Source organism: Chryseobacterium sp. KMC2, from assembly GCF_016756935.1.
Taxonomy (GTDB): Bacteria; Bacteroidota; Bacteroidia; order Flavobacteriales; family Weeksellaceae; genus Chryseobacterium; species Chryseobacterium rhizosphaerae.
In genome coordinates, this window is record NZ_JAESIT010000021.1 from 12,489 (window position 1) to 27,448 (window position 14,960).

The window sequence follows — 14,960 nt, forward strand, 5'->3', positions numbered from 1 at the left end:
TTGAAGTCTCCTATTTTACGTTTCAGGTACCGTTTTGGCGGTCTCGTTTGAAATGGAAGATATTCTTATAAAATCTATTTTTATATTTACAGCCGTAAAGCTCCCAATATGAATAGGATTTCTACATTCAGAAAAAATATAGTCCGGAACAAAAAGATTCTTTCCGCAATGAAAAGAAGACTGGCTATATGGGCTGTAGCGGTGATTACCTTTTATGTTTTTTCCTACCTGATTGATCCGTTTGATCCGGCCTGGCAACTCTATTTAAAGGATCCCCTGAAGGTGATCGTGGAGGATATTCTGTGGATATTTCTCTTTTCCGTCGTTATTTCCGAGGTCAGTATATTTATTGACAGAATGCTCAATAAGCTGCTTCCCTGGAGCAACCGAACGGTAAAGCGTTTGCTTCTTCAGTGTATTATCCAGATTGTTGGAAGTGTACTGATTGTTATTATCATTAACTTTATTATTGATTGTACTTCAGTAAGTTTACCGGAAATGGATGCCCGAAAAGAATATACCCTATTGGGACAGTGGATTGCCACCAATATTGTGGTATCCCTTACCATCAGTGCATTTAATACAGTGGATTATTTATTGGAAAACTGGAAAAAAACAGCAGTGGAAGCGGCTCAGCATAAAGTGAGGGCTTCAAAACATAAACAGGCGGCGATGGCGGCGGAACTTCAGGCTCTTAAGCTGCAGATAGACCCCCATTTTATTTTTAACAACCTCAGCGTACTTTCTGAACTTATTCTGGAAGACCAGCAGCTTGGGTATGAATATTCTGAGAAGTTTGCTAGGGTGTACCGGTATCTTCTCGTTAACTCTAAAAAAGATATTATAGCCGTAGAAGAAGAGCTGAAATTTTTAGAATCCTATATTTTTCTAATTGAAAAGAGAATTGGAGAAGGAGTTGTCTTTAAAATTGATATTCACGAAGACTACAGATCTATGTACACGCTTCCCCTTTCCCTGCAGTTATTGGTTGAAAATGCTATTAAACATAACCAGACCTCAAAAGCGAATCCCTTGGAAATACATGTGTATACAAATTCTAATAAGGAACTCGTGGTTTCCAATACATTTTTGCCATTAATTAATAAGCCGGATTCTTCAGGAGTAGGGCTTGCTAATATTGTTGCCAGATATGAGATCTTAGGGTATATAAAACCCATCATAGAGAAAACAGAAAATCAATTTATTGTAAAACTCCCACTGATATGAAGCTCAATAAAATTTTAATAATAGAGGATGAAAAGCCTAATGCAGACAGGTTAAAAAGGCTATTGCTAAAGCTAAGACCTCATGCGGAAATAGTATCTGCAGAAGATTCTATTATTTCAGCGGTCAACTGGCTTGAAAATAATGCTGCTCCGGATATGATTATGATGGATGTACGGCTGGCGGACGGATTAAGTTTTGAGATATTCAATAAATTTGACATAAGAAGTCCTGTAATTTTTACAACGGCATATGATGAATATGCGGTGCAGGCTTTCAAATACAACAGTATAGACTACCTTCTGAAGCCTATAGAGGAAGAGGAACTTGAGCTGGCTTTAAGACGTTATGAGACTTTTATAGAAACAGTACCATTTGTGGGAACAGCCATTGAAGGACTGCTTAATTATATCCAGCCTAAAGATTACAGGAAACGTTTTCTTATTCCACATCGGGATGGCTATAAAACAGTTTTGTCTGAAGACGTTTTATACTTTTATACAGAATTGGGGATCAGTAAAGCGATGCTGAATACTGGGAGTGTTGAAAACGTTCCTCAGACATTGGAAGAGCTTGAAAAACAGCTGGATCCGAAGTTCTTTTTCCGTGCCAACAGGCAGTTTATCATTCATATAGACTCTGTGAAACAGATTTTCAACCATTTTAACGGAAAACTGAAGCTGGAATTAAGAAAACAGCCTGAAATAGAAGTGGTTGTGAGCCGGGAAAAAGCTTCTGCATTCAAGTCCTGGCTGGATTACTAGCATATTGATGATTAAAAAATATAAGGTTGCTTTTCAGAAAAAGCAACCTTATTTTATTGGGTGAAAATGGATGTATTAAGACTTCAGAGTTTTGAAATTATTCCGTTAAAAATATCCATTTTTCGGTTTTGATCAGGCAAAAACCCTCTTTTCTTTTCATTTTTAGTATCATACACTTCACCGGCGATTAATTACGTTTCACTTGATTTCTGCATGAATTCCCTTAGTATATGAACTTATTTTGCCCCTGTAAAATTTAAAATCAAATGTTATGAATTATAGAACAGGATATCTGGTACTTTCACTTACGGCCGCAGCAGTATTGTATTCTTGCGGTTCAGGAAATGGTCAGGAAAATGCCCAGCAGACGCAGGCATTACCTACAGATTTTATTCAGGTAAAGTCCGGAAATGAAGATGTTTCTACAGGATATCCCGGAAGCATAGAAGGACAGGATAATGTAGAGATTAAAGCTCAGGTGACAGGGTATCTGGAAGCAGTATATGTGAAGGAGGGGCAGTATGTCAGTAAAGGACAAACCTTATTTAGGATTAATCCATCTGTGTATAATGAGCAGGTTAATACCAATGCTGCCGCATTAAAATCCGCATTGGCAGCTCAGGAAACAGCGAGATTGGAAGTTGAAAAACTGAGACCTCTTGTAGAAGGAAAAGTAGTTTCTGATATGCAGCTGAAAACGGCTCAGGCGAGTTTAAAAGCAGCATCAGCACAAGTGGCCCAGGCTCAGTCTTCGTTAGGTTCTTCGAAAATCAATGCCAACTTTACATACATCAAAGCTCCGGTGAGTGGATATATAGGAAGAATCCCAAACAGGGTAGGAAACCTCATCAGTCCTTCGGATGCATCACCGCTGACTACTTTATCAAACATCAGCAGTGTAAACGTATATTTTTCAATGAACGAAGCAGACTTTATTGCGCATAGCAGAGCTGCAGCTTCAGGAGAAAATGCTGACAATGTAGAACTTATTTTAGCCGACGGTTCCACCTATGGATTTAAAGGAAGACTGGAAAATGCAAGTGGAAATTTTGACAGAAATACAGGAAGTATCCAGATGAAAGCCGTTTTTCAGAATCCTGATAAATTATTAAGATCAGGCGGTACAGGAAGAGTGATGATTCACAATGCTTTAGATGGTGTGGTGAAACTTCCTAAAACTTCCGTAAAAGATATTCAGGATAAATTCTTCGTCTATAAACTGGAAGGTAAAGAGAAAGTAAAAATGATGCAGATTGAAGTATCAGGAAGTACTTCTCAGGATTACTTTGTGAAAACAGGGGTGAATGCAGGAGACAAGATCGCCATCAACAGAATAGATGCTCTTACAGACGGAGCACAGGTTGTGGCTAAAGTAACTCCTTCGAAATAGTTATATAATCATTCTTAGAAAATTCGAAAATGTTAAAAAAGATAATAGACCGTCCGGTACTGGCGACGGTAATATCCCTTATCATTGTCATTTTGGGGATCATTGGATTAAACCAGCTGGCAGTGACCAGATTCCCGGACATTTCTCCACCTACCATTACGGTTTCAGGTTCTTATCCGGGTGGAAACAGTGAAACGGTGATCCGTTCTGTGGTAACTCCTTTGGAAGAGCAGATCAACGGGGTGGAAGACATGAGCTACATGAAATCCACAGCAAGTAATGACGGAACATTTACCATCTCTGTGATATTCAAACAGGGAGTAAATGCCGATCAGGCGGCGGTAAATGTACAGAACAGAGTACAGCAGGCCACACCGATCCTGCCTCAGGAAGTAGTGAGAATGGGTCTTACTACCTCAAAACAGCAGAACAGTATGGTATTGATTTTCAATATCTATACTGAAGATAATAAGCAATATGATGAAACCTTTCTTCAGAATTTTGCCAATATCAACCTTATTCCACAGATTAAAAGGGTAAAAGGAGTAGGGCAGGCACAGATCTTTGGAATTAAAGATTATTCCATGAGGATTTGGCTTAATCCACAGAAGATGTCTTCCTATGGATTGGAACCTTCTGATATTTCCAATGCCATTGCAGACCACAGTTTAGAATCTGCACCGGGTAAATTGGGAGAAGAATCAAATGCTGCCTTGGAATATGTTATCAGATACAAAGGAAAAAAGAATAAGCCGGAACAATATGAAAATATGGTCGTTAAAAATGACGGGACCAATGTAATCAGGCTTAAAGATGTGGCCCGGGTAGAATTTGGATCCATCAACAATACCGGAGATAACCTTTCCAATGGTAAGAATGCGGTAACTGTAGCCATTATGCAGACGACAGGATCTAATGCCAATGAAATTGAGATAGGAGTCAATAAAGCGATTGATCAGCTTTCAAAATCATTCCCTCCGGGTATTAAATACACCAAGGTGATGAGTACTAAAGAAAGATTGGATGAAGCAACAGGACAGGTGAAATCTACCCTGATAGAAGCCTTTATCCTTGTATTTATTGTTGTATTTATCTTCTTACAGGATTTCAGGTCTACCATTATTCCGGCCATTGCAGTTCCGGTAGCCATTATCGGTACATTCTTCTTCCTTTTGGTATTAGGGTTTACGATTAACGTGTTGACACTGTTTGCCCTTGTACTGGCGATCGGTATTGTAGTGGATGATGCCATTGTAGTGGTAGAAGCCGTTCACAGTAATATGGAAGGGACCAATCTCTCGGGAAGAGAGGCTACGCACAAAGCGATGGGTGAAATTACAGGAGCTGTTATTTCCATTACATTGGTGATGTCTGCCGTATTTATTCCGATTGGATTTATGTCAGGTTCTGCAGGATTATTCTATAAGCAGTTTGCCTATACATTAGCGATAGCGATTATTATTTCTGCAGTGAACGCTCTTACTTTGACACCAGCTTTATGTGCGGTATTCTTGAAAAACCACCATGCAGAAGAAGGTGGAAAACCAAAAGGCTTCGGACAGAGATTCGCAGTTGCCTTTAATGCAGGGTTCAATAATATGACGGAACGCTATGCAAAGGGAGTAAGATTTTTAATCGGCAAAAAATGGATCGCAGCAGGATTGGTAGCCGGAATTATAGGGCTTTCAGCATGGTTGATGTCAAGCACTACCAAAAGTTTTGTTCCGATGGAAGATGATGGATTCTTCATCTATTCATTGAGCATGCCACCGGGAACAGGTTTGACAAAAACAACTGAAGTATCCAATAAAATCAATGCGATTTTAAAAACAGTAGATGCTGTTCAGGAGAATACTTCCATTACAGGATTTAACTTGTTAAGTAACAGTGCCGGCCCGGCATATGCAATGGGGTTTGTAAAATTAAAGCCTAAAAAAGAAAGAGGCGCTGTTCAGGATATTGATGAGATCATGAATATTGTTAACGGAAAGCTATCTGTCATCAAAGAAGGAAGTGTCATGAGTTTCAGAATGCCGCCGGTAGAAGGGTATGGAGTCACCAATGATGCAGAGATTGTCCTTCAGGACCGTATGGGTAGAGATCCTCAGGTTCTTAAGTCTAAGGCAGATGATGTGATCGGACAGTTGATGAAGGTGCCGGAAGTGGCTTATGCGTATACCATGTTTAGAGCGGATTATCCACAGCTTGAACTGGAAGTGAATGAAGATAAAGCGAAGCAGCTGGGAGTAAGTATTGCTAATCTATTAGGAACAGTACAAACGTATTTCTCAGGAGATCAGTCTCAGAATTTCTCCAGATTCGGGAAGTTCTACAGAGTAAATATCAAAGCCGACGGTGTGTTCAGAATGGATGAGCAGGCGTTTAACGATATTTTTGTGAAAAATAATAAAGGAGAGATGGTTCCTGCCAATACCCTAATCACTTTGAAAAAAGTATATGGTCCGGAATCCGTTCAGCGGTATAACCTTTATAATTCATTGAACATTAACGTAGTACCGAAGCCGGGGATCAGTAATGGAGCCTTGATGGATAAAATTGAACCAACCTTGAATAAACTTCCATCTGACTACAGTTATGAATGGACCGGTTTAAGTTTGGAAGAAAAATCAGCTGGAAACCAGACTGCTGTCATCCTTGGATTGTGTTTACTTTTCGTGTACCTGCTTCTTGCAGCACAATACGAAAGTTACATTCTCCCGTTAGCAGTAATGCTTTCCATTCCAACGGGAATTGTAGGAGCATTCCTTGGAATTAAAGCAATTGGACTGGATAATAACATCTATGTACAGGTAGGATTGATTATGCTTATTGGTCTACTGGCGAAAAATGCAATCCTTATTGTGGAATTTGCGATTCAGAGAAGGAAAGCAGGACTTTCTATCCTGGATTCTGCACTGGAAGGAGCGAAAGCAAGACTGCGTCCGATCATCATGACCTCATTGGCCTTTATTGTGGGAATGATTCCACTGATGATTTCCACCGGAGGAATGGCTTCAGGAAATAAATCGATCAGTGTGAGTGCTGCGATAGGAATGTTAAGTGGAGTCGTTTTAGGAGTATTTGTAATTCCTGTGCTGTATATGTTCTTCCAATATCTGGACGAGAAATTTTCATCCAAAAAGAAGTATCCTGTAATCCAAAATCAATTGACAAATGAGAATATTTAATATAAAGAATTTCCTTATTTCAGGCGCAATGGCATCGGTACTGGTGTCCTGCGCCGTAGGGAAACCTTATGCAAGAACAGATCTTCAGATACCGGAAACTTATAAAGAATCCGTACAGGTAACAGGAGATACGGTGGTGCTTCCATGGAAAACGTTCTTTAAGGATCCTAAACTGATCGGTTTAATAGATAAAGCCTTAACCAGAAATAATGAAGTAAATGTTGCGCTAAAGAATATAGAGCAGCTAGACCTGATCTACAAGCAGGCTAAATTATCTCTTCTTCCAACACTGGATCTCAGTGCAGGGGCCAACAGAAGCTGGGCTTCTACCAATACCCTGAACGGATCACTTAATGAACAGTTTGCGGGAACAACGCATATGGATGATTTCAGTGCCAGTCTGAGGCTTTCCTGGGAAGTTGATATATGGGGTAAGGCAAAAATGCAGAAGGAATCTGCTGCTGCCGAATATTTTGCCCAAAAGGAAAATCTGAATGCTGTAAAAAGCCGGATCGTTGTTCAGGTGGCGCAGGCTTACTATAATCTGATAAGTTTAGATGAACAGTTAAAAATAGCTGAGCAGAATATTGAGCTAAGCAACAGTACCCTAAAAATGATGGATCTCCAGTTTAAAGCAGGACAGATCAATTCTTTGGCGGTGCAGCAATCGGAAGCTCAAAAGAAAACGGCAGAGTTGCTGATCCCCTTGGCAAAACAGAATATTGCCATCCAGGAAAATGCGTTGAGCATTCTTTGTGGAGGCTATCCGGATAGAGTAGAAAGGCAGGGAACATTGAAAACCATGATTCCTGAAAATAAACTGTCAGAAGGGTTACCGGCGCAGTTATTGAGTAGAAGACCGGATTTGAAAATGGCAGAACTCAATGTTGTCAGCCTGAATTCAAAAACAGGATTGGCGAAAGCAGCCATGTATCCCAGTATAAGTTTATCTCCTCAAATAGGTATAAACTCTAATAAGTTCAGCTCATGGTTTGACATTCCCGGTTCTATCACCAAGGCCATTGCTGCTAATCTTGCTGCTCCTATTTTTCAGAAAAAGCAGCTAAAGACAGCATATGAAACAGCCTTGATAGAACAGGAGAAAGCTGCCATCAATTTTAAACAGTCGGTAATGACTGCCGTTGGAGAAGTTTCTGATGCTATGGCAAAATCTAAAGGATCTTCTGAAAGATTAGAGCTTTTAGAGCAGCGAACAGCCATTTTAGATAAAGGAATTAATGATGCACTTAAGCTGTATAAAAGTGGTATGGCAACGTATTTAGAGGTAATAACGGCCCAAAATAATAAACTTCAGAATGATCTTGAAGCTATTAACGTTACCCTTGAAAAGTTAAATGCTGAGGTTGATCTATACAGAGCACTGGGCGGAGGAGTAGAGTAGAAGGTAAATAAGTGATCAATAAGAGAGGAAGCTATATCATATAGCTTCCTTTTGTTTTGTAGAATCTGTAATTGTAAATATTTAACTCTGTTAATCAGTGTTTTATGAAAACATTTATTCTTTTTTTGAAATTCTGTGCAAGATTTTAAAAGAATGGGGTTTATATAAGTGAGTACTCAGAATAAGAAATGTTTAATGTAAAAAAATAATGTAATGAAGAAATTTACAGTACCCAAAATTTTTATGGCTGTTTTAGTTGTATTGGCAGGCCTCACTTTATTTTCATGTCTTGATAATGATAGTCCGGAGATCCCTCCTGTAAAGTTGGAAGACCTTAAAGGGAATTATAAAGGAAGATTGATCACAGTACAGGGCAATTCCAGAACAGAGAAAATAGTAGATTTTAAAGTAAAAAAAGATACCATCTCATTTGCTGAATTTCCTATCAAAGAAATTGTAAAGTCTGTAGTGAAAGACCCGGCGAAAGCAGAAACGGCTCTCAACGCAATCGGAAAAGTGAAATATGATCTGCAGTATACGGCAACGGTAAATACGGCAAATAATGTTATAGAGTTGGTTTTTACGCCTAAGGTATTGGAATTTAAAATTCCGGTAGATGGTGTAAATAAGAATACAACAGTTGTTTTGACTGCCAAGCAGAAAGGATTTTTTGTAGGAATGGATCACTCATTAAGATATGCTTTGGCTGCGGAAAAGATTACTGTAGACGGGGTCATATTAGATCCTTTTGAAACAATCAATTATAATTTTCCACTCTGTATAAAGAACTAAATAATAAATATTACCAAAAATGGATTGTGTTTTATATGATGCAATCTATTTTTGCTTAAAAATTTTAATCAATATTCAATCGGATACGGTAGCTCTACATGGAGGAAAATAAAGAACAGATTTTGGTAAGACACCTTCTTTTGAAGGAGGAAGCCGCATGGAAAGAGCTTTTCGGAGCCTACTCCGGTAATCTGACCTATATCTGTTCCCGTTATCTGACTGAAAAGGAGGATGTTCATGATGTGCTGCAGAACAGTTTTATCAAAATGTTTCGTTCAATAGACTCTTTTGAATACAGGGGAAACGGTTCTTTAAAAGCATGGATGACCCGGATTGTGGTCAATGAATCTTTAAAGCATATTAAGCAGAATGCAGATACAAAATCAACAGTGGAAATAGAGGATCTCCCGGATCTTCCTAATGATGAAGAACCTGATTTTGAGGAAATTCCAAAGGCTGTTATTATGGAAATGATACAGTCGCTTCCGGATGGATATAGAACGGTATTTAACCTGTATGTATTTGAAACAAAAAGCCATAAAGAAATCTCCGGGCTTTTGGGAATTGCAGAGAATTCTTCTGCGTCACAGTTTCATCGGGCAAAAGGATTGCTTGTTCAGAAAATAAAGGAGTTTAAAATGTCAAAAAAAGCACAATATGAATAATGAATGGTTAAATAACCTGCGAAGCAGAATGGACGACCATGAAGAGGATGTTCCGGAAGGATTGTGGGATGACATCAGAGATGAATTATTCTCTGAAGAAGATAAAGATAAGATGATTACCGGTTTTATTCCTGAAGAACAACATGAGATAGGAAATAATAATGGCCATAAAGTAGTCGACAAGCGTTTATTTTACCGTATTGGTGGTGCCGCCGCTGCCGCCGTACTGCTGTTTTTTGTACTGCAGATTGACTCTCATACAGATAGACCTGAAACCATTTCACAGAATGCAGATGGCCTTAAAGAAAAGGTAAAAAAGAATATAGGGATAGAAAACCCGCAAGACCGGGGCAGCTCTGTTGCTGAAGATCAGATGAGCACCGGGGCTTCATTGGCAGAAACAACAATAGAAAGAACGTTAAAAAAAATAAATGATATACAGCTTTTCAGTAAGGAAACAAAGAATGATGCAGAGGTCGTTCAGGATATAGCCACAGTTCCGGAAACAAAAGTAGAGGCCCGGCAAGAGACTGAAATTTCTCAAAAGCCTCTTCTGGTTGAGAAAGCCGAAGATGAGCCAATGAAAAAGAAGGAAGCTGAGGAAGCTCTTTTTACACCGGAAAAGAAGAAGGAAAAATATGCTGAAAACAAAAAATCTAAGCCTGAGAAATCCTGGATGTTGAGTATGCTCACAGGAAACGCATCATCAAATGTTGCAGAACAACAGTTTCCAGGGTATGCTTCTATGAGTGGAAAACCGATGAATATTGAACAGGTGTGGACTACTTCCACCTATGATGATAACCCGCTTACCGAAGTATTGCTGGCCAACCAAAGCCAGCCTGTGGAAGCGAAGATCCGTCATAAAATACCGGTTACTCTGGGGCTGTCCCTTTATTATAATTTAGGGAAAAGATGGGGAATCGGGACAGGATTGAATTATACGAAACTGACATCGGAACTTCATTCCGGAAGCCATACCAATTATATAAAGGGAGTGCAGACGGTCCATTATATAGGAATTCCTGTTCAGGTTAATTATAACGTAGTTCAGAAAGGAAGGTTTACAGGATATGTTACAGGAGGGGCGCTCGTAGAAAAACCTGTTGGGGGAAATCTTACCACGAACTATGTAGTAGATGACGAAATAAAGGAGACGACAAAAGAAAGCCTGGATAATAAATCCCTGCAGTTTTCAGTAAATACAGCGGTTGGACTTCAGCTGAAAGTCATCGACAGATTCGGAGTGTATGCAGAACCCGGAATTGGATATCATTTCAAAGAAAATAACGCGCTGAATACAGTCTATAAAGAGAAACCTTTACAGTTTAATGTAAAGTTCGGGATCAGATTGCTGCTCGATTGAATATAAATTATTGATCACACCTACACTCACATTAAATGTATAAATATGAAAACAAGACTAATTTTTTTAACATTTTTAGTATTCAGTGTGCTGAGTATCAAAGCACAGTGTAATCCTACCATTACCAGCCCCAGGCTTGGAGTAAAATTTCCGGACAAGATTTTATTCTGTAATGTAGAAGATGAAATACTATCTACACAGGCATTTGGCAGTTACCAGTGGTATAAGCAGGCATGGACGTGGCAGACTCCCAATAATAATCCGTGGGTAGCAATTCCCGGAGCCACATCACAGCAGCTCACGATTAATGGAAACGACCAGCTGTATTATTTTAAAGTAGCCGTTACACAGGGAGACTGTACTGCGGAAAGCCCTGCAATTATGGCAGATGGATTTGTGTATGGGCTTCCGGCGATGATGTCTACCTATACACCCGGAACTTATGAGGAAGTGGATCTTGGGGTAGTGAATGTATGTAATGGAGCTTCTGTAAAGTTTGATGATATATTTCCTGTCGTATATGGCAATCATACCTGGTTTAAATGCGTTCCAGGCAGCAATCCTCCGGTTGCGGGAGACCCTTGTATCATCGCTGGAGTGAATGGAGATTCCTTTACGGCTACAGAAACCGGAAAATATGGATTCTATGCCTGTACTGAGTACTGCCCGGACCAATGTGAAATGCTGGATCCTTTTTCATTCGTACAGCTGAATTTCGGAAACTGGGAATTCTGCGAAAATTTAGGAACAGGAGAAACAAAGCAGAAAGATAATAACCTGAAAATTTATCCGAATCCTACAGCCCAGTTCCTTTATATCGGAAAAGAATCTGATAAAGTTTATAAGGAAGTTACAATTATAGATATGTCCGGAAAACTAGTGTTGCAGAAAAACGATCACAAATACAACCAGGCCATTGATGTAAGTCATCTTGTTCCAGGTAACTATATTATTGTTTCTAAAGGTTCAAACGGCAACGTTTATAAAAATAAATTCATAAAAAAGTAGAAGATTAAATAATCTTTTTTGTTAGTTTTAAAGTGGAGGATCGGTACAATTTATTTGTACCGATTTTTTTAGCGATCATACAATCTACAGCAATACACGGGAAGGCATTATATTTGTGCATATATCCATCATTACAAACCCTTACCTGTGTTGAGTTCTGCTACTATTTTCTCTGAGGGGGAACAATGTTTTTTCTTATTCCAAATCACATTCTTTAATGATTTTTTTGATTAAAAAGGTCATGTACTGATGATGTGTTTTTCTAACGCAAAGCTCTAGCTTCATGATCCATATTTTCAGAGAGCAAAGGATAGAATCAACTTCGTTGATTCGTCGAAGCCTATGGATACATCTTCATCAGCGACAAAGTCGCACCACTTTGCCCATTTAAAATAAAGCGGAATTATTCATAAGCTTTGCGTTCATCTTTTTAATCAAAAAATAATTTCAAACTCTTTTCATTTCTTTTCTCCGGGATAATAGGGACCGCACTTCTTGCATTTTTTGGCTATGCGGCATTGTAATGCCAGCCGCAAAGTATATTCCAGAATAATAAACTACAGATCAACCTGTTTCATTGTACTCACAATTTAGTTCGTTATTGTAAATGATAAAATACTTATGGAATTTTGATTGATCTAAATTTGACTTAGCGATGAAAAAATTAAGAGCAAGAGATTTAGGAATTCCATTTGAGGGAATTCCGGGAGAATATAATTCAATAACGGATGTTAAAGGTGTGGAAGTAGGGTACAGTACTATTATTTCTGATGACATCAGTTTCTCAGCCAGCAAGAATCCCATAAAAATAAGAACGGGTGTGACGGCAATATTTCCGGTAGGAAAAGAAAAGAAATTCAGCCCTGTTTACGCAAATTGGTATAGCCTGAATGGGAATGGGGAAATGACAGGGACAACCTGGATTACAGAATCTGGTTTTTTAGAATCTCCCATCATGCTTACCAATACCAATAGTGTGGGGACTGTTTTAGACAGTGTTTTAAAATGGTATGTAGATATCAATTGGTATAAGACAGATGACTGGTGGTATACCTATCCTGTTGTTGGAGAAACTTTCGATGGATTCCTCAATGATATATATGGATTTCATGTAAAAGAAAAACATGTATTGGAGGCCATTAACAATGCTTCTTCCGGAGTTTTGGAAGAGGGAAATGTGGGTGGCGGAACAGGAATGATGAGCTTCGGATTCAAAGGGGGAACGGGAACTTCATCAAGAATAGCCCGGATAAAAGACACTTCCTATACTGTGGGAGCTCTTGTACAATCTAATTTTGGGATTAAAAAGAATCTTACGATCGCCGGAGTTCCTATAGGGCTGGAACTTAAGGATTTTGAAAGCTCTATCTTTAATGGACCGCCTACATCAAGAAGGCAGGAAGGAGATGGCTCCATTATCGTTGTAATAGCTACAGATGCACCACTTTTACCTCATCAGTTAAAAAGAATTGCCCAAAGGGTAACGATAGGCATAGGAATGGTCGGAGGGCGTGGGGCAAATGGCTCCGGGGAAATATTCCTGGCATTTTCTACTGCCAACAAAGATGCTTTTAACCGAAATGAAAATACACAGGTAGAAACGATTTCGAATGATCAGATGACACCGCTCTTCGAAGCAACAGCTCAGGTCGTTGAAGAATCTATAATTAATGCTATGGTAGCTGCGAGAACAATGGAAGGGGTAAATGGTAATACAGCTGTTGCACTGCCCCATGATTTACTTATTGATGCCTTACAAAAGTATAACCGGCTAAATATAGAATAGCGATCGGCCTATGGTAAGGAATGATTATAACAGCTATTTTTTAGACGTAATTGCGGATCCTATACTGGCTATAATTACGGAGAGTACAGCTAATGTTTGAATTAGATTTAAACGCTCTCCCAGGAATATAAACCCTGATAGTGCTGCCAGAGCCGGATGAAGGCTCATAAGGATGCTATAGGTTTTTGAAGATAAGTTTTTGAAAGCCCTCATATCCAAACTAAAAGGAATTGCACTGGATAATAAAGCGACACATACCCCCAATAATAACCACTTGATATTTAATTTTTCAACAAAACCATCATTTAACCCAAATGGTAATACCAGTAAGAATGCAAACCCCATCCCTAAAGCAACGGCATCAATAGATTTCATTTTTTGGGACACCAGCTTTCCACATAGAATATATCCAACCCAAAATGTGCCCGCTAAGGCAGCAAGTGCTATACCTCCTAGATGAATACCATTTGTATTGCTCCAGGGAGTAATTAAAGCAATGCCTAAACCCGCAAGACCCGCCCAAATAAAATCCTGGTATTTTCTTGATAGAATGATCGCTAAGGCTAAGGGACCTGTAAATTCTATAGTAGTTCCTAATGCCATCGGAATGAATTTAATGGCATAATAGAAGGACAAATTCATTCCTGCCAAACAAAGTCCGTATAATAAACACCAGGCATAGTCAAATCTGTTTCTGCCAACTATTTTTACTTTAAAAATGACCAAGAGCAATAGCGATGCAATTCCCAATCTTAAGCTTACAGTTCCGGCAGGACCCAAAACAGGGAATAAAAATTTGGCTATTGCAGTTCCTGACTGCACACAGGCCATCGCTAAAATGACCAGATAAATGCCTAGTGAATGCTGATTTATTTTTTTTATCATTATTTATAACTTTGTATCAAAGTTGCTACAATGATTAACAATGGGCAATAACGAACAAAATTGTTAGTAGAATGGAAAAGGAAAATTCAACAAATAGCATAAATAGCCAATACCTGCTAAATACCTGTGATTTTAATTATGTCCTTCAGTTAATTAGCGGCCGATGGAAATCGCAGATTATTTTTTCTATTGCCCATGGAAACAACCGGTTTAGTCTGATAAAAACCGATTTGGAAAATATCTCTGACCAGGTTCTGGGCAGACAATTAAAAATGTTAGAGAAGGAGGGGATTATTGAGAAAGCTGAAATTTCTGAAACCATACCGAAAGGAATTAAATACACCTTTACACAAAAGGCCGATTCGTTAATTCCTTTATTGCGCCAGCTTTGTTATTGGGGAGGTCAGAATAGATTGACAGAATAAAATTGTATGTCATACTCATCTCAAGACTATTCTGAGAGCATATTTCGTTGATATGTTTTTAGTTA

Annotated in this window: 12 protein-coding genes; 11 read left to right on the top strand and 1 reads right to left on the bottom strand. The window is 38.9% G+C overall.

The features are described 5' to 3' along the window. Nucleotides 1–168 precede the first annotated feature (168 nt). From JML65_RS19675 to JML65_RS19720, 10 genes are all read left to right on the top strand, one after another. Nucleotides 169–1,227 (top strand): sensor histidine kinase, encoded by a 1,059-nt coding sequence (locus tag JML65_RS19675; RefSeq protein WP_237390939.1) that lies wholly within the window; start codon nucleotides 169–171, stop codon nucleotides 1,225–1,227. Beyond that, complete coding sequence (locus JML65_RS19680) at nucleotides 1,224–1,988, top strand: LytR/AlgR family response regulator transcription factor (RefSeq protein ID WP_202271808.1); 765 nt, start codon at nucleotides 1,224–1,226, stop codon at nucleotides 1,986–1,988. The genes JML65_RS19675 and JML65_RS19680 overlap by 4 nt, the downstream gene beginning before the upstream one ends. 271 nt (nucleotides 1,989–2,259) lie before the next feature. Continuing rightward, nucleotides 2,260–3,378 (top strand): efflux RND transporter periplasmic adaptor subunit, encoded by a 1,119-nt coding sequence (locus JML65_RS19685; RefSeq protein ID WP_202271809.1) that lies wholly within the window; start codon nucleotides 2,260–2,262, stop codon nucleotides 3,376–3,378. A gap of 29 nt (nucleotides 3,379–3,407) precedes the next feature. Then, nucleotides 3,408–6,566 (top strand): efflux RND transporter permease subunit, encoded by a 3,159-nt coding sequence (locus JML65_RS19690; protein WP_047484544.1) that lies wholly within the window; start codon nucleotides 3,408–3,410, stop codon nucleotides 6,564–6,566. Next, a complete protein-coding gene (locus tag JML65_RS19695) occupies nucleotides 6,553–7,968 on the top strand; it encodes an efflux transporter outer membrane subunit (RefSeq protein ID WP_084086363.1) in 1,416 nt (471 codons plus the stop codon). Before JML65_RS19690 ends, JML65_RS19695 begins: the two co-directional genes overlap by 14 nt. A 213-nt stretch (nucleotides 7,969–8,181) precedes the next feature. Then, a complete protein-coding gene (locus tag JML65_RS19700) occupies nucleotides 8,182–8,760 on the top strand; it encodes a DUF4840 domain-containing protein (protein ID WP_115916810.1) in 579 nt (192 codons plus the stop codon). A 98-nt stretch (nucleotides 8,761–8,858) separates the two neighbouring features. Further along, nucleotides 8,859–9,425, top strand: a complete 567-nt coding sequence (locus JML65_RS19705) for an RNA polymerase sigma factor (RefSeq protein ID WP_202271810.1) — start codon at nucleotides 8,859–8,861, stop codon at nucleotides 9,423–9,425. Next, entirely contained in the window at nucleotides 9,418–10,791 is a 1,374-nt protein-coding gene (locus JML65_RS19710) for a porin family protein (RefSeq protein WP_202271811.1), read from the top strand. Before JML65_RS19705 ends, JML65_RS19710 begins: the two co-directional genes overlap by 8 nt. Before the next feature lie 45 nt (nucleotides 10,792–10,836). Then, nucleotides 10,837–11,799, top strand: coding sequence for a T9SS type A sorting domain-containing protein (locus JML65_RS19715; protein WP_047484554.1), 963 nt, complete (start codon nucleotides 10,837–10,839; stop codon nucleotides 11,797–11,799). A 655-nt stretch (nucleotides 11,800–12,454) separates the two neighbouring features. Beyond that, complete coding sequence (locus JML65_RS19720) at nucleotides 12,455–13,585, top strand: P1 family peptidase (RefSeq protein ID WP_084086368.1); 1,131 nt, start codon at nucleotides 12,455–12,457, stop codon at nucleotides 13,583–13,585. 33 nt (nucleotides 13,586–13,618) lie between these two features. Here JML65_RS19720 and JML65_RS19725 read toward each other — a convergent pair whose 3' ends face one another. Then, nucleotides 13,619–14,470 carry an EamA family transporter gene (locus tag JML65_RS19725; protein ID WP_202271812.1) on the bottom strand — a complete coding sequence of 284 codons (852 nt, stop codon included), beginning with the start codon at nucleotides 14,468–14,470 and terminating at the stop codon, nucleotides 13,619–13,621. 71 nt (nucleotides 14,471–14,541) lie between these two features. Here JML65_RS19725 and JML65_RS19730 point away from each other — a divergent pair, with 71 nt between their 5' ends. After that, on the top strand, nucleotides 14,542–14,895 hold the full coding sequence (locus JML65_RS19730; RefSeq protein ID WP_202271813.1) for a winged helix-turn-helix transcriptional regulator: 354 nt from the start codon (nucleotides 14,542–14,544) through the stop codon (nucleotides 14,893–14,895). Nucleotides 14,896–14,960 lie beyond the last annotated feature (65 nt).

Excerpts from the sequence above, each read along its gene's own strand:
- JML65_RS19675 (WP_237390939.1), top strand. The coding sequence starts at position 169 with ATGAAAAGAAGACTGGCTATATGGGCTGTAGCGGTGATTACCTTTTAT.
- JML65_RS19680 (WP_202271808.1), top strand. The coding sequence starts at position 1,224 with ATGAAGCTCAATAAAATTTTAATAATAGAGGATGAAAAGCCTAATGCA.
- JML65_RS19685 (WP_202271809.1), top strand. The coding sequence starts at position 2,260 with ATGAATTATAGAACAGGATATCTGGTACTTTCACTTACGGCCGCAGCA.
- JML65_RS19690 (WP_047484544.1), top strand. The coding sequence starts at position 3,408 with ATGTTAAAAAAGATAATAGACCGTCCGGTACTGGCGACGGTAATATCC.
- JML65_RS19695 (WP_084086363.1), top strand. The coding sequence starts at position 6,553 with ATGAGAATATTTAATATAAAGAATTTCCTTATTTCAGGCGCAATGGCA.
- JML65_RS19700 (WP_115916810.1), top strand. The coding sequence starts at position 8,182 with ATGAAGAAATTTACAGTACCCAAAATTTTTATGGCTGTTTTAGTTGTA.
- JML65_RS19705 (WP_202271810.1), top strand. The coding sequence starts at position 8,859 with ATGGAGGAAAATAAAGAACAGATTTTGGTAAGACACCTTCTTTTGAAG.
- JML65_RS19710 (WP_202271811.1), top strand. The coding sequence starts at position 9,418 with ATGAATAATGAATGGTTAAATAACCTGCGAAGCAGAATGGACGACCAT.
- JML65_RS19715 (WP_047484554.1), top strand. The coding sequence starts at position 10,837 with ATGAAAACAAGACTAATTTTTTTAACATTTTTAGTATTCAGTGTGCTG.
- JML65_RS19720 (WP_084086368.1), top strand. The coding sequence starts at position 12,455 with ATGAAAAAATTAAGAGCAAGAGATTTAGGAATTCCATTTGAGGGAATT.
- JML65_RS19725 (WP_202271812.1), bottom strand. The coding sequence starts at position 14,470 with ATGATAAAAAAAATAAATCAGCATTCACTAGGCATTTATCTGGTCATT.
- JML65_RS19730 (WP_202271813.1), top strand. The coding sequence starts at position 14,542 with ATGGAAAAGGAAAATTCAACAAATAGCATAAATAGCCAATACCTGCTA.